Origin of the sequence: Paraburkholderia sp., assembly GCF_028283785.1 — a bacterium.
Lineage (GTDB): Bacteria > Pseudomonadota > Gammaproteobacteria > Burkholderiales > Burkholderiaceae > Paraburkholderia.
This window is the reverse complement of sequence record NZ_JAPWKB010000017.1, coordinates 164,415-183,861: the sequence shown is the minus strand read 5'-3', so window position 1 is coordinate 183,861 and position 19,447 is coordinate 164,415. Positions and strand designations below refer to the sequence as shown.

Below are 19,447 nucleotides of genomic sequence, written 5' to 3'. Positions count from 1 at the left end.
GGAGTTCCATGTCTCTGCTCTTGAAGCTCGCGCGCGATTCACGCTGGATCCTGTTCGTCGCGCTGATCACCAGTCTCGTCAGCGGCTTCGGTAATGCCGGGCTGATCGCGCTGATCAACCAGGCGCTATCGGCCACCAGCGCGCATCTCGCCGAACTGGGCTGGCAGTTCCTGCTGCTCGGTGTGGTCGTGCTGCTGACGCGCACGCTGTCGCAAACGCTGTTCATGTATCTCGGCCAGCACGCCAAGGCCACGCTGCGGATGCAAACCATCCGCCGCCTCGGCGACGCGTCGTTCCGTCATCTGGAGCAGCAGGGCGCGTCGCGCTCGCTCGCGGTGCTTACACAGGATCTCGACGCGATCGTGATGCTGTTCGTCGGCATGCCGGCACTCGCGATGCAAAGCGCGGTGATCGTCGGTTGCCTCGTCTATCTGAGTTTCCTGTCGTGGAAGATTCTGCTGGTGGCGATCCTGACCATCGGGATCGGCGCGGCGGGTTTCCGGCTGGCGAACGGCCGCGCGCTGTTCCACCTGCGCGCGTCGCGCCGTCGCGAGGACGAACTCGTCAAGCATTTCCGCGCGCTGTTCGACGGGGCGAAGGAACTGAAGCTGCATCGCCAGCGGCGCGACGCGTTCATCGACACCACGCTCGCGACCAACGTCGAAGCGGTGCGCGTGCAGCGCACCCGCGGCTACGTGCTGTATGCGGCCGCCGCGAGTTGGGGAAGCTTCATCCTGTTTGCGTTTATCGGCATTACGCTGTTCGTGGTGGCACGTCTGTTCCCGGTGGACACGCACGTGATGTCCGGTTACGCGATGGTGTTTCTGTACATGATCATGCCGATCGAAGCGCTGCTGTCCGCGATTCCGAACATCAGCACCGCGCGCGTCGCGCTCGAACGGATCGAACAGGTCAACGCCGAATTGCCGCTCGAAAACACGCAGACGCCGCCGTCCGTCGATGCCTTCGACAGCATCGTGCTCGAAGGCGTCACGCATCGTTATTTCCGTGAAAAGGAAAACGACGTGTTCACGCTCGGCCCGGTCGATCTGTCGTTCCGGCCCGGCGAACTGGTGTATCTGATCGGCGGCAACGGCAGCGGCAAGACCACGCTCGCGAAAATGCTGGTCGGTCTGTATCCGCCCGAAAGCGGCCGCATCCTGCTGAACGGCAAGCCGGTCGGCGAAGCGGAGCGCGATATCTATCGCCAGCATTTCTCGGTGGTGTTCAACGACTTCTTCCTGTTCGACAGCCTGCTCGGCATTCGCGTGGACGGCCTCGATCAGGCCGCGCAGGCGCTGCTCGTGCATCTGCAACTGGATCACAAGGTCAGCATCAAGGACGGCGCGTTTTCGACGCTCAATCTGTCGCAAGGGCAGCGCAAGCGTCTCGCGTTGCTGGTCGCGTATCTGGAAGACCGGCCGTTCTATCTGTTCGACGAATGGGCCGCCGATCAGGACCCGCTGTTCAAGGACGTGTTCTACCGGCAGCTGTTGCCCGAACTGAAAGCGCGCGGCAAGACCGTCGTGGTGATTACCCACGACGACCGCTATTTCCATCTGGCCGACCGCTATATCAAGCTGGAATACGGCCAGCTGGTCGAATCCGGTCCCGGCGAAGACCTGCTCGCGCGCTATGCGGGCGCACCTCACGCCACCCTCGCGACTCAATGAACCGTCCCATGAACGTGAATTCCCCGACCGCGCAGGACACCATTCAGTCGTCGCCCGATCACCCGGCCGGTCCCGCGTTGCGGCGTGCCGCGACGTCGGACGCCGAGACGATTTTCTCGCTCGACAACGTGTCGTTCGACGCAGGCGGGCGCACCTTGCTCAAGCCGTTGTCGCTGAGTCTGTCGAAGCACCGGATGTGCGGATTGATCGGCCACAACGGGTCCGGCAAATCGACGCTGGTGAAACTGCTGGCGCGCCAGCAGCAGCCGACTACCGGCACCGTCAGTTTCGCGGGCCGTCCGCTGGGCGACTGGGAAAGCCGTGCGTTCGCGCGCAAGGTCGCGTATTTGCCGCAGCAGTTGCCCGCCGCCGACGGCATGACCGTGCGCGAACTGGTCGCGCTCGGCCGCTATCCGTGGCACGGCGCGCTGGGGCGTTTTTCGCCGAGCGACGCCAGCAAGGTGCTCGAAGCAATGGAGCAGACCGATGTGGTGCGCTTCGCGGATCGCGCGGTGGACAGCCTGTCGGGCGGCGAGCGGCAACGCGTGTGGCTGGCGATGCTGGTCGCGCAGGACAGCGAATGCCTGCTGCTCGACGAGCCGATCTCGGCACTGGATATCGCGCATCAGATCGAAGTGCTGGCGCTGGTGCGCAGGCTCAGCGAAGAGCGCGGCATCGGCGTGGTCGTGGTGCTGCACGATATCAACATGGCGGGCCGTTTCTGCGACGATCTGATCGCGCTGAAGGGCGGTAGCCTGCTCGCGAGCGGACCCGCCGCCGACCTGATGCGCGCCGACACGCTCAGCGCGATCTACGGCATTCCGATGGGCACCGTGCCGCATCCGCACGGCGGCGCCCCTATCAGCTTCGCGCACTGAATCCGGGTTTTATCGATGAAAAGTCTTGCCGTCGTACTGGCCGTGATGGTCACGTCCAGTTGTGCCGCCTTGCTGGGCGGCTGCGCGCAACAGCGCGTCATGCGTACCGATCCCTATCACGCCGATATCCGTCGCACCGCCGACGGCATTCCGCACGTCACGGCGAACGACTGGGGCAGTCTGGGCTACGGTTACGGCTATGTGCAGGCGCAGGACAATCTGTGCACGCTCGCCGATTCGTTCGTGACCTTCCGCGGCGAACGGTCCGCGAATTTCGGTCCGGACGCGCGGCCGTCCACGGCGGCAACGTTCGGACAGCCGCGCAACCTCGATGCGGATTTCTTCTTTCGTCTGGTGGACGGCGACGACGCGGTAGCGCGTTTCCGTGCCGCGCAGACACCGCGCACACGTGAGCTGGTCGAAGGATTCGCGGCCGGTTACGACCGCTATCTCGACGATCAGCGGCAAGGGCGTTTTGCCGGTGCGCATGCCGCGTGCACCACCCAGCCGTGGGTCAAACCGGTCACCGCCGACGACGTGTATCGCCGCCTGATCGCGGCGACGCTCGCGGGCGGCGCGGCACGTTTCGCGGAGGCGATCGCAAAAGCGCAGCCACCGGCAACCGGCGCGGCGCCGCAGTCGTCGCTGGAACCGGCGAAGCAGGCTGCGCTGCAAAACCCGCACGATGACACCGTCACGATCGCGCTCGCACCGTCGCGACTGGAAATGGGCGGGCGCGACGGCATCGGCAGTAACGCGCTGGCGTTCGGCGCGAAGACGACCCACGACGGCGCAAGCCTGCTGTTCGGCAATCCGCACTGGTTCTGGACCGGTCCCGACCGTTTCTACGAGGCGCAACTGACGATCCCCGGCCAGCTCAACGTCGCGGGCGTGTCGTTCCTCGGCGTGCCGGTCGTGATGATCGGCTTCAACGACAACGTCGCGTGGACGCATACCGTGTCGTCGGCGCGCCGCTTCGGCATTTTCCAGTTGACGCTGGTGCCGGGCGAGCCGACCCGCTACGTGTACGACGGTCATCCCGAAGCGATGACGGCCGTGCCCGTGACCGTGCAATCGCGCAATGCGGACGGTTCGTTGACGCCGGTGACGCGCACGCTGTACCGGTCGCGTTTCGGTCCGATGATCGATCTGTCGTCGATGTCGCCTGCGTTGGCGTGGAATGCGCAGCATGCGTTCGCGCTGCGCGACGTCAACGCGGACAACATGCGTGTGTTCGAGAATTTCCTTGCGTGGGACCAGGCCAAGTCGCTCGACGATTTCATCGCGATCCAGAAGCGGCTCGCGGCGACGCCGTGGGTCAATACGTTCGCGATCGGCCGCGCCGATCCGCGCGTGTGGTTCGCCGATATCGGCGCGATGCCGGGCGTGCCCGACACGCTCGCGCAAACGTGCACGCCGCCGCTGGGCCGCGCGTTCGACGCAAAAGCGCCGGGCGTGCCGTTTCTCGACGGATCGAAAAGCGCCTGCGACTGGCGCAGCACGCCGGGCGCGACGGAGAGCGGCACGCTGCCGGTCGCGCAGATGCCGTCGATGGCACGTGACGACTACGTCGGCAATTTCAACGGCAGTTACTGGCTGACGAATCCGGCCGCGCCGTTGACGGGCTTTCCGCGCGTCACGGGCGAGGCGGGCACGGTTCAGACGCTGCGCACGCGGCTGGGTCATCAACTGGCCGCGAGCCTGCAAAGCGCGCCGGGCGGCGTCACCCGACAGTCGCTCGAAGCGGGCGTGCTGGACAGCAGGTCGACGTCGGAGGAGCTGTTCCGTCGTCCGCTGATCGATGCCGTCTGCAAGGACAGTGGGGCGACCGCCACGCCGCGCAATGGCGACCTCGACGCCGCGTGCAAGGTGTTGCAGGCGTGGGACGGCACCGCGCAGACGAACGCGCGCGGCGCTAACCTGTGGGACGAATTCTGGCATCGCGCGAGTGCGTTGCCGGCGGCGCAGTTGTATCGGACGCAGTTCGATCCGCATGCACCGCTCGACACGCCGCGCGGCCTGAAAACCGACGATCCCGCCACCGTCGAAGCGTTGCGAAAGGCGCTCGGCGACGCCGTGCAGGCATTGCGTCAGTATGGTTTCGCACTCGACTCGACGCGCGGTGAGCTTCTTTACACGCGTCGCGGCGCCGAACGTGTGCCGCTTTATGGCGGTTGCGGCGAAGCCGGCTATTTCACGGTGGTGTGTCCGCAACATTCGCTCGACGCTGCCGGTTATTCGATGGACCGCAACGGTCATGGCGACACGTATATGCAGGTGGTGAGCTTCGATAAAACCGGTGTCGATGCGGACACGATGCTCGCGCATTCGCAATCGGACGATCCGGCGTCGCCGCATTTCGCCGACGCGACCCGCGCGTTCGCGCGCGGTGCGTGGTTGCGTTTCCGCTTTACGGAGCAGGAGATTGGTGCCGATCCGGCGTTGGCGATTACGACGCTGGACGGTATGCCGGGAAGCAGCGCCGTGCAGAAGTAGCGGCCAGTGGTCATGCATGCATGCGTATTGCGCATGCATGCATCAGCCATCTATCACGCATGCATGACTACGCTTCCAGCGCGAGTGTCGCAAACGTGGCGAGCCAATGCTCGCCCATGTAATCGCCGGCGACATGATCGAGCGCGCTCGCCAGATGACGGTCGGCGGAATCGAGCAGCACTGCGCGACGCGGATCGTCGTTGGATAGCGCGCGGGCCAGCGAGCGCTGGCACCATGCGCGGCTCAGATTCAGCCCGTCCAGATGCGCGATCTTTCCATCGGTGCGATCGCTGACCGTTACTGGTTCGAACAGCGTTGCCGGTTGACGCAGCGCGATATCCGGCAGAAACGCGCCGAACCATTCGATGAATTGATCCTGTGGCAAGACACGGCGCATCAATTCCGCTTCCATCAGCGACGGCGACAAAAACTCGTCGCCTGCCGGTTCCCACGCCTGACATCCCACGTCGTTCAGAAACCAGCGTCGCGCCGTCTCTTCGATCAGTGCCGCGAGTGAATCGCGCGAAGTTTGACGCGCGAAGTCAAGCGTCAACGCGAGTGCGAACGCCATGTTGAAATGCGTGCCGACGCGCAGCGGATAGGTCGCTTTCGGCAGAAACGATTCGAACCGTTCGACGAACGTGTCCGTCAACGGCGCGATGGTGCGCGACCACCGTTCGGCTTCGGCTTGCGGCAGGGCCTGAACTTGCGCGGAGAGCGCCAGCAGCCACGCCCAGCCATAAGGCCGCTCGAAGCCGAGATTGTGCGGCAGGTCGAGATACGCGCGTTCGCCCGCGACATTCGCCTCGGTGAAATGATGATCGACGACAGCGACGATTTTCGATGCTTCGGGCAGATCGGGAAACCGCGCGATCAGATGCAGCAACAGCCAGTAGCCATGCACGCATGAGTGCCAGTCATAGCTGCCGTAGAAGATCGGATGCAGTGCGCGCGGGCCTTGTACGTCGGACGGACCGGCGAGAGAATGCGTGAGCTTGTTCGGATATTCGCGCGTTAGATGATCGAGCGCCAGACCGGCGAATTTCGACGCGATAACGGAAGTGAGTTGAGCGGTCATCGGTGCCTCGTGAGGTGCTGAGCAGCAGGGCAAACGCGAAACGGAATGTGCATTCTGCCAGCGTTGCCCTGCATGCGCCATACGCATGGATCGCGCATGGATCGCGCATCTTCAGCGCCACACCCTAAAACAGCTCCAGCAACCGGTGATACAGCATCCCAAGCTCCAGCACCGGCCCGCGCAACGCCGAGCCGCCCGGAAAGCGCGCATGACGCAACTGCGCAAACAGATCGAATGCGGCGCTCTCGCCAGCCATCGCTTGCGCGACCACACGTCCGGCGATCCCCGTCAACGCAACGCCATGACCGGAAAAGCCCTGCACGTAGAAGTAGTTCGGATCGATCGAGCCGAAGTCGGGTGCGCGATTGCGCGTCACATCGACAAAGCCGCCCCACGCGTATTCGATCCTGACATCGGCGAGTTGCGGATACACATCGACCATGCGCTTGCGAATCTCTTCGGTCAATTGGAGCGGCGATGCGCCCGTCGAACTCGCACGACCGCCGAACAGCACACGATGGTCCGCCGACACGCGGAAGTAATCGAGGAAGAAATTGTTGTCGCACACCGCAGCTCGTCCTGCGATCAGCGCGTCCGCGCGTTCGTTGCCGAGCGGTTCGGTCGCGATGATGTACGACGCGATCGGCGCGACGCGTGCGGCGATATCCGCAGGCAAAACGTTGCCGATCGTCGCATTGCCGCACGCCGAGACGAAGCGGCAACGCACTTCGCCCTTGCTGGTCCGCACGATGGGTCGTGCGCCGCGCAACACGTCGATCACCGGCGAATGCGCGAACAGTTGCGCGCCTTCGCGACGCGCGGCATCCGCGAGACCGAGACAATATTTGAGCGGATGCAGATGCCCGGAGAACGGATCGTAGACGCCCGCCAGATAGCGCTTCGACGCGATGCGCGCGCGGATTTCGTCGGTGTCGAGCCATGACAGACGGTCGTAGCCCCAACGCGACGTCGCCGATTCCATCCACGCGCGCAGGTCCGGCACGCGCTTCGGTTTGGTCGCGACCGTCAGATAGCCGGGCGTGAAATCGCACGCGATGCCGTAGCGTTCGATCCGCTCGCGCACCAGCGCGACGCCTTCGACCGACATCGCCCACGCGGCGCGCGCGCCCTGATTGCCGAGTTGCCGTTCAAAGATTTCGTCTTTCGCAAAGCCGACCAGTGTCTGTCCGCCGTTACGGCCCGACGCGCCCCAACCGGGCCGGTGCGCATCGACGACGATCACCGACAGGCCGCGCGCGCGGCATTCGAGCGCGACCGACAAGCCCGCATAACCCGCGCCGATCACGCATACGTCGACCTCGTGCATGCCTTCGAGAACCGGGTCGTCGTCGGCGGCGCGCGTGACGGACGCCTCGTAGAACGAGTTGCGAATCAGCGCATCGGCGCGGTGGTCGAGACTGTCAGCCATCAAAGCAGATCCTTGATTCGATACCAGGCCATCGCGAGCACGAGGGCAGGGGTGCGCAGTGTAGCGCCGCCGGGAAAGTCACGGTGGCGAATCTTGCCGAACAGATCGAAGCGCGACGCCTGTCCATCGATCGCTTCGGCAATCAGTTTGCCGGCGAGTCCGGTCGTATTCACGCCGTGTCCGGAGAAGCCTTGCGCAAAGTAAACCGTAGGCGACAGACGGCCGAAATGCGGCGCGCGATTCATCGTGATATCGACGAATCCGCCCCACGCATAGTCGATCTTCACGTCGGCCAGTTGCGGGAATGTCTTCAGCATGTCGCGCCGCATCGCTTCGGCCAGGTTGCGTGGCGCGAGCGTCGAGTAGCTGACCTTGCCGCCCCACAGCATCCGTTTGTCGGGCGACGGACGGAAGTAGTCGAGCACGAAACGCGAGTCGCACATCGCGGCCTTCGCGGGCATCAATGCATCCGCGCGCGCGGGATCGAGCGGCTCGGTGGCGATCACGTAGGTGCCGACCGGCATGATCTTGCGCGATAGTTCGGGCGACAGCGCGCCGAGATACGTGTTGCACGCGAGTACGACGAACTTCGCCTGCACCGCGCCGCGCGCCGTCTCGACGCGATGACCGCCTGCGCTCGTGCGCAACGACGTGACGCAGCTATTTTCGAAAATTTTCGCGCCCGCTTCGCAGGCCGCGCGTGCCAGACCCAATGTGTAATTCAACGGATGCAGATGACCGCCCGCCGCATCGTAAAGACCGCCGACATATCGCGACGATTGCACGTAGTCGGCCATGCCGTCGCGTTCGACGTAATGGAACTGGTCGTAACCGAAACGCTTGAGCGCGTCGTCGCGCCATTCGCGCAATGCGTCGGCATTGCGGGGTTTGTTGGCGGCCGTCATATAGCCGAGCGTCAGATCGCAATCGATCTTATGCTTCGCCACGCGTTCCTTGACGATGTCGAGCGTCTCGATGCCCATGTCCCACATGCGCTTGAGATCGGCGCGGTCCATGAACGGCGCGAAGGTGTCGATATCGCACGCGAAGCCGCCGATCAACTGGCCGCCGTTACGGCCGCTCGCCGCCCATCCGGTTTTCGACGCTTCGAGCACTGCGACGGAATAGCCGCGTTCGGCGAGATTCAGTGCGGTCGATACGCCGGTGAGTCCGGCGCCGATCACGCACACATCCACCGACATCGTTCCTTCGAGCGTCGGATGGTTCGTGGTGTCGTTGGCGGTCGCCGCGTAATACGATGCAACGTGACGCTGATTGGCAAAGCTCGGCATAGGCAGAAAAATTGAAAGGACCGGGGCGCAGCGATAAACCCGTGCCGCGCGCCGGTCCGGTTTCGTTAGAACGAGTAGATAAGCTGCGTGCCGATCAGGTCGTTCGACTTGCTGTACGAACCGTCGCTGCGCAGAAATACGTTCTTGTTGGCCCAGTCGTGGCGATATTCGACCTTGACTGTGATCTGCTGCGTCGGGAAGAACAGCAAATCGAGCGCGACGTCCTGACGGATGGCGCCCTTACACTCGAAGCCGAGTCCGCCGTTCGCCTGCGAATTCGCCAGACAGTCCGCGCCGATGCCGAACCCGTTCGACGTGTCCATGCCGTTCGAATTCAACGCAATGCCGCCGCCACCGCCGCCGTTCTTGCTATCCACCAGCAGGTCGTAACGGCCCGTCACGCCCATCCGCCCAACCACCGGCAAGCTGAACTTGCGGTGCGCGAGCAGCGACAGACCGTACCACTGCGCGTTGCCGCCGTTGTAGGCCGCGTTCTGCTGCTGACCGTAATCGACTTCGGCGTTGTACTGCACGTCGGCGAGCAGGTAGGTCAGGTCGGCTTCGCCGAAGAAGAACGTGCCGCCGGAACTCGACGCCGCGCCACCGACACCGTAGTGCGTCACGCCGTTATCGTCGATCGAACTGGCGAGCGTCTGACGACCGATATTGATCGAGCCGCCTACGTCGAGCGCGCTGGACCATGTGTAATCCACGCGTGCCGTGAAGGTCGGAATCTTGTTGCTGGTGGTGATCGGATCGCCGAGCGCGTTGGTGCCGGTCTGCGTGGTCGCGCCGTAAGTGCGGTACTGCTCGTTACCCAGGAAGAACTTCCACGCCCAGTCGCCGGTCGAGTAGTTCGCGCCGATGCCGATATAGCTGCCCGGGTCCGAGAAGTCGTACAGCAGGTTGTGCGTCAACGTCAGCATCTGGTTCGATTGCTGCACTTCATACCCGCCGAAGCTCGGAATCAAACCGGCCACGAGCGTGGTGGTCGCGGTCAACGGCACATTGAGAATGGCCGTGTTCAGGATGTCGCTGCCGATGTCGCCGTGCTCGTTCGTCAACAGCGAAATACCGTTGCCGCGGTTGGGCATCAACGTGATTTCCGCCGACGGCGCCATCGGTCCGACACCGAACGTCTTCTTGATGTCGAGATAGAGGTCGCCGAAGGTGCTGTTGAAGTAGTTGTACGCGCTCTCGTGGTTCGCGAACAGGAAGCCCGAACTGCTTTGCGCGCGGTTGTACAGATACGTCGGGTCGATATAGCCCGTCACCGACAGGCCCGCGATCGGTCCGGTCTGCGCCGCGTCCTCGAGCGAGTCCACCTTCAGCTGCTGATTGGCGATCTGCTGCTTCATCGTGGTGACGTCGTCGTTGGTCAGCGTGGCTTGCGTGCGGCCGTAATCCGGCGACGAAATATCGACCGGCGCGGCGGCGACTGCCGGCGTCGCCACGCTTGCCCCGGCAGTCGCGGCGGCCGGTTTGCTGGCCACTTCCGACTGCAATTCCTTGACCTGTTTTTGCAGCGCGGTCAATTGTGCCTGTAGCGCCTTGATCTGCGCACTGGTCGAGTCGGCCAGTGCGATGCCGGGCAAACAGCCCGCCACCAACAGGCAGATGAGCTTCTTTCTCATGCAACTTTCTCCTTGTTAGTCGTATTGCAATGGCAGTGAATGTCTTATGCGCCTGCTGCCCCGAACGATTTGCGGGCAGTGGCGGCGTGTGGTGCAGCGGTGGTTGAATCGGGTGACGGGTCGGCGACGGCGAATGCCATCTGCATGTCGCGGGTACGCTTGCGGTCGCGGGCCAGCATCCATTGATTCACGACGATCACGCCGATCGTCACCGCAGTGATGAACAGCGTGGCAAGAGCGTTCATCTCCGGATTGAGACCGAGGCGAACCCGTGAAAACACGATCAGCGGCAAGGTGGTCGAGCCGGGGCCCGACAGGAACGCGGACAACACCAGGTCGTCGATCGACAGCGTGAACGACAGCAGCCAGCCCGACATCAGCGCCTGCGAAATCAGCGGCAACGTGATGACGAAAAACACCTTGAGCGGCGTGGCGCCGAGATTGAGCGCGGCTTCTTCGAGCGATGTATTCAGTTCCTTGACCCGCGACTGCACGATGATCGCGACATACGACACGCACAGCATCACGTGACCGATCCAGATCGTGAAGACGCCGCGGCCTTTGGGCCAGCCGAGCATCTGTTCGAGCGCAACGAACAGAAGCAGCAACGAGATACCCTGAATCACTTCGGGGATCACGAGCGGTGCGTTGATCATCCCGGTGAACAGCGTGAAGCCGCGAAAGCGTCCGAAGCGTGCGAGCACGAAGCCCGCCCATGTGCCGATCACGACCGACGCACACGCAGTCATCAAGCCGATCTTCATCGACAGCCATGCGGCGCTGAGCAACTCGCCGTCCTGAAGCAGCGCGCCATACCATTTCAGCGAGAAGCCGGACCAGACCGTGACGAGTTTCGACTCGTTGAACGAGAACACCACGAGGCTGACGATGGGGATATAGAGGAACAGAAATCCGAGCGTCAGCACACCGACCGACAGCGGTTTATTTGGCTTGATCATTTCGCGCCCTCCAGTTCCTTGACCTGGTAGTACTGGAATATCGCCATCGGCACGAGCAGCAGCAACACCATCGCCACCGTCACGGCCGAGGCCATCGGCCAGTCCATGTCATTGAAGAATTCATCCCACATCACGCGGCCGATCATCAGCGTGTCGGCGCCGCCGAGCAGTTCCGGAATCACGTATTCGCCGACCGCCGGAATAAAGACCAGCAGACTGCCCGCGATGATTCCGTTCTTCGAAAGCGGCAACGTAATGCGCGTGAATGCAGTCCACGGTTTTGCGCCGAGGTCGTATGCGGCTTCGAGCAAGGTCAGGTCCATCTTCACCAGATGCGCGTAGAGCGGCATCACCATGAACGGCAGATACGAATAGACCATGCCGATATAGACGCCCGCATCCGAGTGATAGAGCCGCAGCGGCGAGTGAATCAGACCGACGGCCATCAGCGTGTGATTCAACAGGCCGTCGTCCTTCAGGATGCCGATCCATGCGTAGACGCGAATCAGGAACGACGTCCAGAACGGCAGCATCACGCCCATCATCAGCAGGTTGCGGGTGGCCGGCGCCGAACGCGCGATGTAATACGCAATCGGATAGCCGATCAGCAGACAGAAGAACGTCGATACCGCCGCCATCTTCAGCGAGCTGATATAGGTCGCGACATAGAGATCGTCTTGCAGCAGAAACGCATAGTGGCTGAGCTGAAGGGCGAAATGCACCATCCCGTCCTTGACGGTCAGCAACTCCGTATAAGGCGGAATGCCGAGCCGCAGATCGGCGAAGCTGATCTTGAAGACCAGCACGAACGGCAGGGCGAAGAACAGCGTGAGCCACAGAAACGGTGCGCCGATAACGACGCTGCGGCCCGACGGAACGAAGCGCGCCGCACGCTTTTTCAGCGCGGCAAGGGCGCTGCCGCCGCGCGGCGCATGAAGCGCGACTTGAGTGGAGGCGGGATTTTTCATTGCGTCAGCACCACGCCGCTATTGGGCGACCAGTAGACGAATACGTCGTCGTTATAAGAGGGCGCGCCTTCGCTCAGCAGATGCGAACTGGAAAGGTTCGACACGACTGTCTTGCCGCTCGGCAGGCGTACGTGATACAGCGAATAGCTGCCCATATAGGCCACATCCGAGACCACGCCGCGTGCCCAGTTGTGTGCGGCCCCCGGCTTTTCGCGCGACACCTTCACGCGTTCGGGGCGCACCGAAATGCCCACCGGCATGCCAAGCGGTCCCGTCACGCCGTGACTCACGTACATGCGCGTCTCGAGCTCTTCGCTCTCGACGAAAATGTGATCCGGTTCGTCTTCGACGACGACGCCTTCGAACAGATTGGTCGAGCCGATGAATTCGGCGGAGAAGCGGCTGTTCGGGTGCTCGTACACCTGACTCGGCGAACCGATCTGCACGATGCGGCCTTCGCTCATCACAGCGAGGCGGCTCGCCATCGTCATCGCTTCTTCCTGATCGTGCGTCACCATCACACACGTGACATCGACTTTCTCGATGATGTTCACGAGTTCGAGTTGCGTCTTCTGACGGATCTTTTTATCGAGCGCGGACATCGGCTCGTCGAGCAGCAGAAGCTTGGGCCGCTTGACCAGAGAACGGGCCAGCGCCACACGCTGCTGCTGCCCGCCGGACAGCTGATGCGGCTTGCGTTGCGTGTATTTGCTCATCTGAACCAGATGAAGCGCGTCGGCGACCCGCTCCCTGATCTCGTTCTTCGGCGTGCCTTCCTGCTTCAGGCCGAAAGCGACGTTCGCCTCCACCGACATATGCGGAAACAGCGCGTACGACTGGAACATCATGTTCACCGGACGGCGATACGGCGGCATCGCCGCGAGGTCTTCGCCGTCGACGAAAATGCGTCCCGAGGTCACGCTTTCGAGTCCCGCCAGCATTCTCAGCAACGTGGATTTTCCGCAACCGGAACTGCCCAGAAGCGCAAACAGTTCATTCTTGGCAATCGTCAGATTGACGTTATCGACAGCCGTGCTGTCGCCGAATTTCTTCACGACGTTTTCGATCCGGACGAAGGCATCCGGCTTGGCTTGAGTCGCAACAAGTGGGCGCGCCGCGTCGGCGGCGCTCTTTAAAGGCGTCGGGTTCATTGCTTAAACGTTCCTTGCGTGTCTTGCGGATCGCAGGCGTGAGCGTCCCCGTGCAAGGCGCGCGAGCGGCTTGCAGCGGTCTGCGATCGGGAAACCTGGGACTGCGCCTAACCGCGCGCAGGCTGACTGCGTGACTGTGTCGATTCATGCGGCGAGGGATCGAGCGATCCCTGCGCCGCATTGAACACGATTTCTTCCGTATAAAACCCCGGTTAATCGAAGGCCATAATCAAATCGTAATTAATCCGAAAGCCAATGGCTTGAAGATTAATGGCCGGTTTTTAATTGCGCCCACAAGCGGTTTTCAAGCCGCAGGATATCGGTCGGCATCGGACGCATCAGCGTCATCTTGCTCAGCACTTCGTCGGCCGGATACACGGTCGTGTCCTGTGCGACGGCCGGCGTGACGAACTGGCGGGCGGCCTTGTTGGCAGTCGGATAGAACACTTCGTTGGTGATCGCGGCGTTGACCTTCGGGTCGGAGATGTAGTTGATCCACTTCATCGCGGCTTCCGGATGCGGCGCGTCTTTCGGCACCACCATCACGTCGAACCACAGCAGACCGCCTTCCTTCGCATTCGAGAACTTGATTTCATACGAACGCTTCGCTTCCTCTGTGCGGCGTCGTGCAATACCGACGTCGCCCGACCAGCCGAACACCACGCACACGTCGTTATTCGCGAGGTCGTTGATGTAGCCGGACGAATTGAACTGCGTGATGTACGGGCGGATCTTTTTCAGCACGTCGAATGCGGCCTGATAGTCGGCGGGATTCGTGCTGTTCGGGTCTTTGTGCATGTATTGCAGCGTGGCCGCGAATACGTCGACGGCCTGATCGAGAATCGACACGCCGCAGCCTTTCAGCTTCGCCAGATTCGCCGGATCGAAAATCAGCGACCAGCTATCCACCGGTGCATTCGCGCCGAGTGCTTTCTGCACGGCTTGCACGTTGTAGCCGATGCCGTCGGTGCCGTAAGCCCAAGGCACGCCGTACTGATTGCCCGGGTCCGCGTCGGAAATCATCTTCATCAGGACCGGATCGAGATTGGCGAGATTTGGAATCTTCGACTTGTCGAGCTTCTGATAGACGCCGGCCTGAATCTGCTTGGCCATGTAGTTCGACGTCGGCACGACAATGTCGTAGCCCGAACTGCCCGCGAGCAACTTCGCCTGCAGCGTGTCGTCACTGTCGTAGTTGTCGTACTTCACATGCACGCCGGATTGCTTCTCGAAGTTCGAAATCGTGTCCTTAGCGATATAGTCCGACCAGTTGTACACGTTCAGTTCGGTATCGGCTGCCTGCGCCGACGTAACCGGCAACACACCCAGACCGGTGACGGCGAGAAGCGCGGCCCCCGCAGCCGCACGACGAAGATGACAAACGCTCATGGTTTTTTCCCTTGAAGGTAAAAGTCCCGGCCACACACGCGTGACGATGCGTGGCCGGCGTGGACTGCCGTTACGAAAGGCCTAACTGTTGTGCGGTCGAGTCGATGGCGAGCTTTGCCTTCGAAACGATTTCATCGATTTCCTGCTTCGTGATCACGAGCGGCGGCGACAGCAACATCCGGTCGCCGGTCGCACGCATGATCAGATTGCCGTTGAAGCAGAAGTCGCGGCAGATCGTGCCGACATCGCCGCCATTCTCGAAGCGGCGACGCGTGGCCGGTGTCTGCGCGAGTTGAATGCCGGCAACCAGACCTGCGCCGCTGATATCGCCGACGATCGGATGACCGGCGAACGTATCGCGCAGTTGCTTCTGAAAGTACGGACCGGTATCGCTCTTGACGCGCTCGACGATTTTTTCGTCGCGCAGCAGCTTCAGGTTCGCGACAGCGACGGCGGCGGCAACGGGATGCCCGGAGTAAGTCAGACCATGATTGAAATCGCCGCCTTCGATAATCACTTTCGCGACGCGATCGTGCAGACCGACCGCGCCCATCGGCACGTAGCCGCTCGTCAGTCCTTTGGCGAGCGTGATCAGGTCGGGCTCGAAGCTGAAGTGCTGATGCGCGAACCATTCGCCGGTGCGGCCAAAGCCGCCGATGACTTCGTCGGCGACCAGCAGTACGTCGTATTTGCGGCAGATGCGCTGGATTTCAGGCCAGTACGTGGACGGCGGAAAGATCACGCCGCCGGCGCCCTGGAACGGCTCGCCGATAAACGCGGCGACGTTTTCCGCGCCGATCTCCAGGATCTTTTCTTCGAGTTGCCGGGCGCGCGCGAGACCGAATTCTTCCGGCGTGATGTCGCCTTCGGCTTCACCGAAGTAGTACGGTTGATCGATATGGACGATGTTGCCCACCGGCGACGGCATCTGTTCATGCATGTAACCCATGCCGCCGAGCGAGCCGCCCGCGATCGTCGAACCGTGATACCCGTTCTTGCGGGAAATCACGAATTTCTTCGAGTGCTTGCCTTGCGCCGCCCAGAACTGATGGACGATGCGCAGTACCGTGTCGTTGCCTTCCGAGCCGCTATTGCAGTAGAAGAAGTGCTTGAACGGTTCCGGCGTCAGTTCGGCCAGCAGCGCCGACAATTCGATAACCGGCGGATGCGTGGTCTTGAAGAAGGTGTTGTAGTAGGGCAGTTCCTGCATCTGGCGAAACGCCGCGTCCGCGAGTTCCTTGCGGCCATATCCGACGTTCACGCACCACAGCCCCGCCATACCGTCGATGATCTTGTTGCCGTCCGAATCCCACAGGTAGACGCCTTTCGCCTTGACGATCACGCGGCTGCCCGTGCTGTTGAGCGAAGCCGTGTCGGAGAACGGATGAATATGATGCGCGGCGTCGAGTGCACGATATTCGGCGGTGGAGCGCTGCGCGGCAATCGTCGTCGACGCTGCGGCTTGCGCCGGTTGCACGTATGCGACTTCTTCTGTTCTGAAACTCATAAAGCCTCCAGTTGTTCTACTGTTGCGTCTCTGTTTGCGTAGCCTTGGCTAAACGCTTAGACGTGCAGCAGCAAATGTCTGCGTTCCCACGAACTGATCACGCGGAAGAACGCTTCATATTCGGTTTCCTTGAGGGCAAGGTAAGCCTTCACGAACTGTTCGCCGAGCATCTCGGCCATCGGTTCGCAAGAACCCATCAAGGTCAGGCCTTCTTCGAGATTGCGCGGCAACTGATACGGCAATTCGTAGCCGTCGCTGGTCAGCGGCTCGGTCGGGCGAAGCTGTTGGGTCATGCCGAGATAACCCGCTGCGAGCGTCGCAGCGATCGCGAGATACGGATTGCAGTCCACGCCCGGAATGCGGTTCTCGATGCGGCGCGCTGCCGGTCCCGAGTGCGGAATCCGGAAGCCGACGGTGCGGTTGTCGTAACCCCATTGCACGTTGATCGGTGCGGCCATGAAGCGTGACAGACGGCGATACGAATTGATGTACGGCGCGAAAATCGGCATCAGTGCGGGCGTGTACTTTTGCAGTCCGGCAATGTAGCCGTCGAACAGCGCGCTCGGCTTGCCGTCCGGTCCGGTGAACAGGTTCTCGCCGGTTTCTTCGGAGACGAGGCTCTGATGCACGTGCATCGCGGAACCGGGTTCGTTTTCCATCGGCTTGGCCATGAACGTCGCGTACATCCGGTGACGCAACGCGGCCTCACGCACCGTGCGCTTGAACAGGAACACGCGGTCGGCGAGGTTCAGCGGATCGCCATGCATGAAGTTGATTTCCATCTGCGCCGCGCCGACTTCGTGGATCAGCGTGTCTACTTCCAGTTCCTGTACTTCGCAGTATTCGTAGATGTCTTCGAACAGCGGATCGAACTCGTTGACCGCTTCGATCGAATACGCCTGGCGTCCCGTTTCCGGACGACCCGTACGGCCGATCGGCGGTTGCAAGGGCAGGTCGGGGTCTTTGTTCATATCGACCAGATAGAACTCCAGCTCCGGCGCGACGACCGGTTTCCAGCCCTTGGCCTTATACATTTCGAGCACGCGGCGCAGCACGCGGCGCGGCGAGATTTCCACGGGCGAGCCGTCGAAATGCACGCAATCGTGGATCACCTGCGCGGTGGGATCGACGGCCCATGGAATCATGCGGATCGTCGCCGGGTCGGGGACACAGACCATGTCGGGGTCGGTCACGCCGGTGAGTGTGCCGTCTTCCGGATACTCGCCGGTGACGGTCTGGATCATCACGGCCTGCGGCAGGCGCATCGATTCGCCCGACTCGAACTTGCTGCGCGGAATGATCTTGCCGCGTGCGATGCCGGCCATATCCGGAATGATCGCTTCGATTTCGGTGATGCGGTGCTGCTTCAGAAACTCATCGATGTCGTGCATGATTGTTCTCTCGGTTTTTGTGCGCGGGCGGCTCAAGCGTGCGTGACAGTCGTTGTCACGTCGCGGCCAGCCCTCATGCGCATTCGATCGCGGCAGGCGTCGCCGAACGCCTGAAAAATCGCGGTGGAAAACGCGTCGTTTGCATGCTTCCATTCCGGATGCCACTGCACACCCAGCACGAAAGCGCGCGCATTGACGACGCTCACCGCTTCGATCAATCCATCCGGCGCGGTGGCTTCGGCCGTGAGGCCGTCACCGAGTCGCTCGACGCCTTGTCCATGCAGTGAATTGACGCGTGCCGTCGCGGTGCCGCCTGCAAGGCGATGCAACAGACCGCCTTCGCGAAGCGCGATCTCGTGCGACGGTGCGTACTGCACGTCCAGTGCGTCTGCTTTGTTCTCGCGGTGGTCGTTCAGTCCGTCCACTGCGTGAACGCTCTGGTGCAACGTCCCGCCGAACACCACGTTCATTTCCTGAAAGCCACGGCAGATCGCGAGTACCGGTACGCCTGCTTCGATTGCCGCACGCATCAGCGGCAAGGTCGTCGCATCGCGTGCAGCATCGTGCAAGGTGCCTGCGGCGCTCGGATGGCCGCCGTAACGATGCGGCTCGACGTTCGAATAACTGCCGGTAAACAACAGGCCATCGACCGCCGCGAGGATATCGGCGGAGGCCTGAAGTTCGCCCAGTGCGGGCAGTACGAAGGCGAGTGCACTCGCGCCATCCACGACGGCGGCGAGGTACTTTTCGCCGACGACATGCGATGGATGCGCACCCATCATGTTTCTATCGGCACTGACGCCGACGAGCGGTTTGCTTGGCATTTCGAATAGACGTGTGTGTTCCCCGCTGGACGCGGCACGAACTTCGGTTGAACAGGCGCGGCACGATTCCGCAGCCGTGCGCACAGCGCAAAGCCACTTGTATCGAGGCGTGGGGACGTCAACGGACCACGCCGCGCGTTCGGTGAAACAGGCCGTCCGGTTCAATGTCGGCGTCGTGCGGCAGATCCTGACCGGACCTTGACCATCACCGTCAACAGCGAACGAGCGAGCGCGCAAACAAAACGTGCGAACGCACGTGCGCAGTCACAAGCGCTGATGCCGGCAAGGCGCGCTTACGCTAACGGATGAATCGAACGGCGAAAATGGAGGAGAGAGGCGCTACGGCAGCAGCGAAGCGACTTCGTCAGTGCGCACGGCAATGAATGCGCGTGCGGAGACGGCATTGTGGCGTCGGACAGAACGGCGGGAGATGATCGTGTAGACGGACAGAAAGCGGCGAAACGCAAGCCTGCCGTTGCTGCCGTCGGCGATGGCGCCGTCAGCGCGAGAACATCTCGCCTGACTACGATCCCACCTAACCAAAGGGCCTCGGACTCTCACGATTACACTCGACTGGCAACGTTGAAAGTATTGAACGTCCCGTTCATTTTTGCGCTTTAGGCGTTTAAAGAAACGGGACGCGGGATGATCGTCATGTGCCGTCTGCAAGCGTGGCGTGAATCAACGAAGTGCATTCATGCTGCTTGCCCGATGCGGTACAACGATCGCCTGAGAAGCAGGATATACGAGCCAAAATAGACGTCAAATCATTTTTGCA

Annotated in this window: 15 protein-coding genes; 3 read left to right on the top strand and 12 right to left on the bottom strand. The window is 62.0% G+C overall.

The window, feature by feature from the left end:
* Positions 1–8: 8 nt before the first annotated feature.
* From PW947_RS19545 to PW947_RS19535, 3 genes are read left to right on the top strand one after another with little or no spacing between them, the layout of a single operon-like run.
* Positions 9–1,673 (top strand): cyclic peptide export ABC transporter, encoded by a 1,665-nt coding sequence (locus PW947_RS19545; protein ID WP_299634004.1) that lies wholly within the window; start codon positions 9–11, stop codon positions 1,671–1,673.
* Positions 1,674–1,681: 8 nt separating this feature from the next.
* Positions 1,682–2,551 carry an ATP-binding cassette domain-containing protein gene (locus PW947_RS19540; RefSeq protein WP_299634003.1) on the top strand — a complete coding sequence of 290 codons (870 nt, stop codon included), beginning with the start codon at positions 1,682–1,684 and terminating at the stop codon, positions 2,549–2,551.
* A gap of 15 nt (positions 2,552–2,566) precedes the next feature.
* Positions 2,567–5,047 carry a penicillin acylase family protein gene (locus PW947_RS19535; protein WP_299634002.1) on the top strand — a complete coding sequence of 827 codons (2,481 nt, stop codon included), beginning with the start codon at positions 2,567–2,569 and terminating at the stop codon, positions 5,045–5,047.
* Between the two features lie 67 nt (positions 5,048–5,114).
* On the opposite strand, the gene PW947_RS19530 is transcribed toward PW947_RS19535, so the two are convergent.
* The 12 genes from PW947_RS19530 to PW947_RS19475 form a co-directional block, all read right to left on the bottom strand.
* Positions 5,115–6,125: a DUF2891 domain-containing protein gene (locus tag PW947_RS19530; RefSeq protein WP_299634001.1), complete on the bottom strand. Its 1,011-nt coding sequence runs from the start codon at positions 6,123–6,125 to the stop codon at positions 5,115–5,117.
* A gap of 124 nt (positions 6,126–6,249) precedes the next feature.
* On the bottom strand, positions 6,250–7,554 hold the full coding sequence (locus PW947_RS19525) for an FAD-binding oxidoreductase (protein ID WP_299634000.1): 1,305 nt from the start codon (positions 7,552–7,554) through the stop codon (positions 6,250–6,252).
* Entirely contained in the window at positions 7,554–8,846 is a 1,293-nt protein-coding gene (locus PW947_RS19520; protein WP_299633999.1) for an FAD-binding oxidoreductase, read from the bottom strand. The genes PW947_RS19525 and PW947_RS19520 overlap by 1 nt, the downstream gene beginning before the upstream one ends.
* A 65-nt stretch (positions 8,847–8,911) precedes the next feature.
* Entirely contained in the window at positions 8,912–10,480 is a 1,569-nt protein-coding gene (locus PW947_RS19515) for a DUF3138 family protein (protein ID WP_299633998.1), read from the bottom strand.
* 44 nt (positions 10,481–10,524) lie between these two features.
* Positions 10,525–11,439, bottom strand: a complete 915-nt coding sequence (locus PW947_RS19510) for an ABC transporter permease subunit (protein ID WP_299633997.1) — start codon at positions 11,437–11,439, stop codon at positions 10,525–10,527.
* Entirely contained in the window at positions 11,436–12,407 is a 972-nt protein-coding gene (locus PW947_RS19505; RefSeq protein WP_299633996.1) for an ABC transporter permease subunit, read from the bottom strand. The genes PW947_RS19510 and PW947_RS19505 overlap by 4 nt, the downstream gene beginning before the upstream one ends.
* The gene (gene potA, locus PW947_RS19500) at positions 12,404–13,558 is read right to left on the bottom strand and encodes a polyamine ABC transporter ATP-binding protein (RefSeq protein ID WP_299633995.1); all 1,155 of its coding nucleotides are present in this window, start codon (positions 13,556–13,558) and stop codon (positions 12,404–12,406) included. Before potA ends, PW947_RS19505 begins: the two co-directional genes overlap by 4 nt.
* Before the next feature lie 267 nt (positions 13,559–13,825).
* Positions 13,826–14,947: a polyamine ABC transporter substrate-binding protein gene (locus tag PW947_RS19495; protein ID WP_299633994.1), complete on the bottom strand. Its 1,122-nt coding sequence runs from the start codon at positions 14,945–14,947 to the stop codon at positions 13,826–13,828.
* Between the two features lie 70 nt (positions 14,948–15,017).
* Complete coding sequence (locus tag PW947_RS19490) at positions 15,018–16,454, bottom strand: aspartate aminotransferase family protein (protein WP_299633993.1); 1,437 nt, start codon at positions 16,452–16,454, stop codon at positions 15,018–15,020.
* A 56-nt stretch (positions 16,455–16,510) separates the two neighbouring features.
* Positions 16,511–17,845 (bottom strand): glutamine synthetase family protein, encoded by a 1,335-nt coding sequence (locus PW947_RS19485; RefSeq protein WP_299633992.1) that lies wholly within the window; start codon positions 17,843–17,845, stop codon positions 16,511–16,513.
* A gap of 32 nt (positions 17,846–17,877) precedes the next feature.
* Positions 17,878–18,669, bottom strand: coding sequence for a gamma-glutamyl-gamma-aminobutyrate hydrolase family protein (locus tag PW947_RS19480; RefSeq protein WP_299633991.1), 792 nt, complete (start codon positions 18,667–18,669; stop codon positions 17,878–17,880).
* 339 nt (positions 18,670–19,008) lie between these two features.
* Positions 19,009–19,230, bottom strand: coding sequence for a hypothetical protein (locus PW947_RS19475; RefSeq protein WP_299634080.1), 222 nt, complete (start codon positions 19,228–19,230; stop codon positions 19,009–19,011).
* Positions 19,231–19,447: the final 217 nt, after the last annotated feature.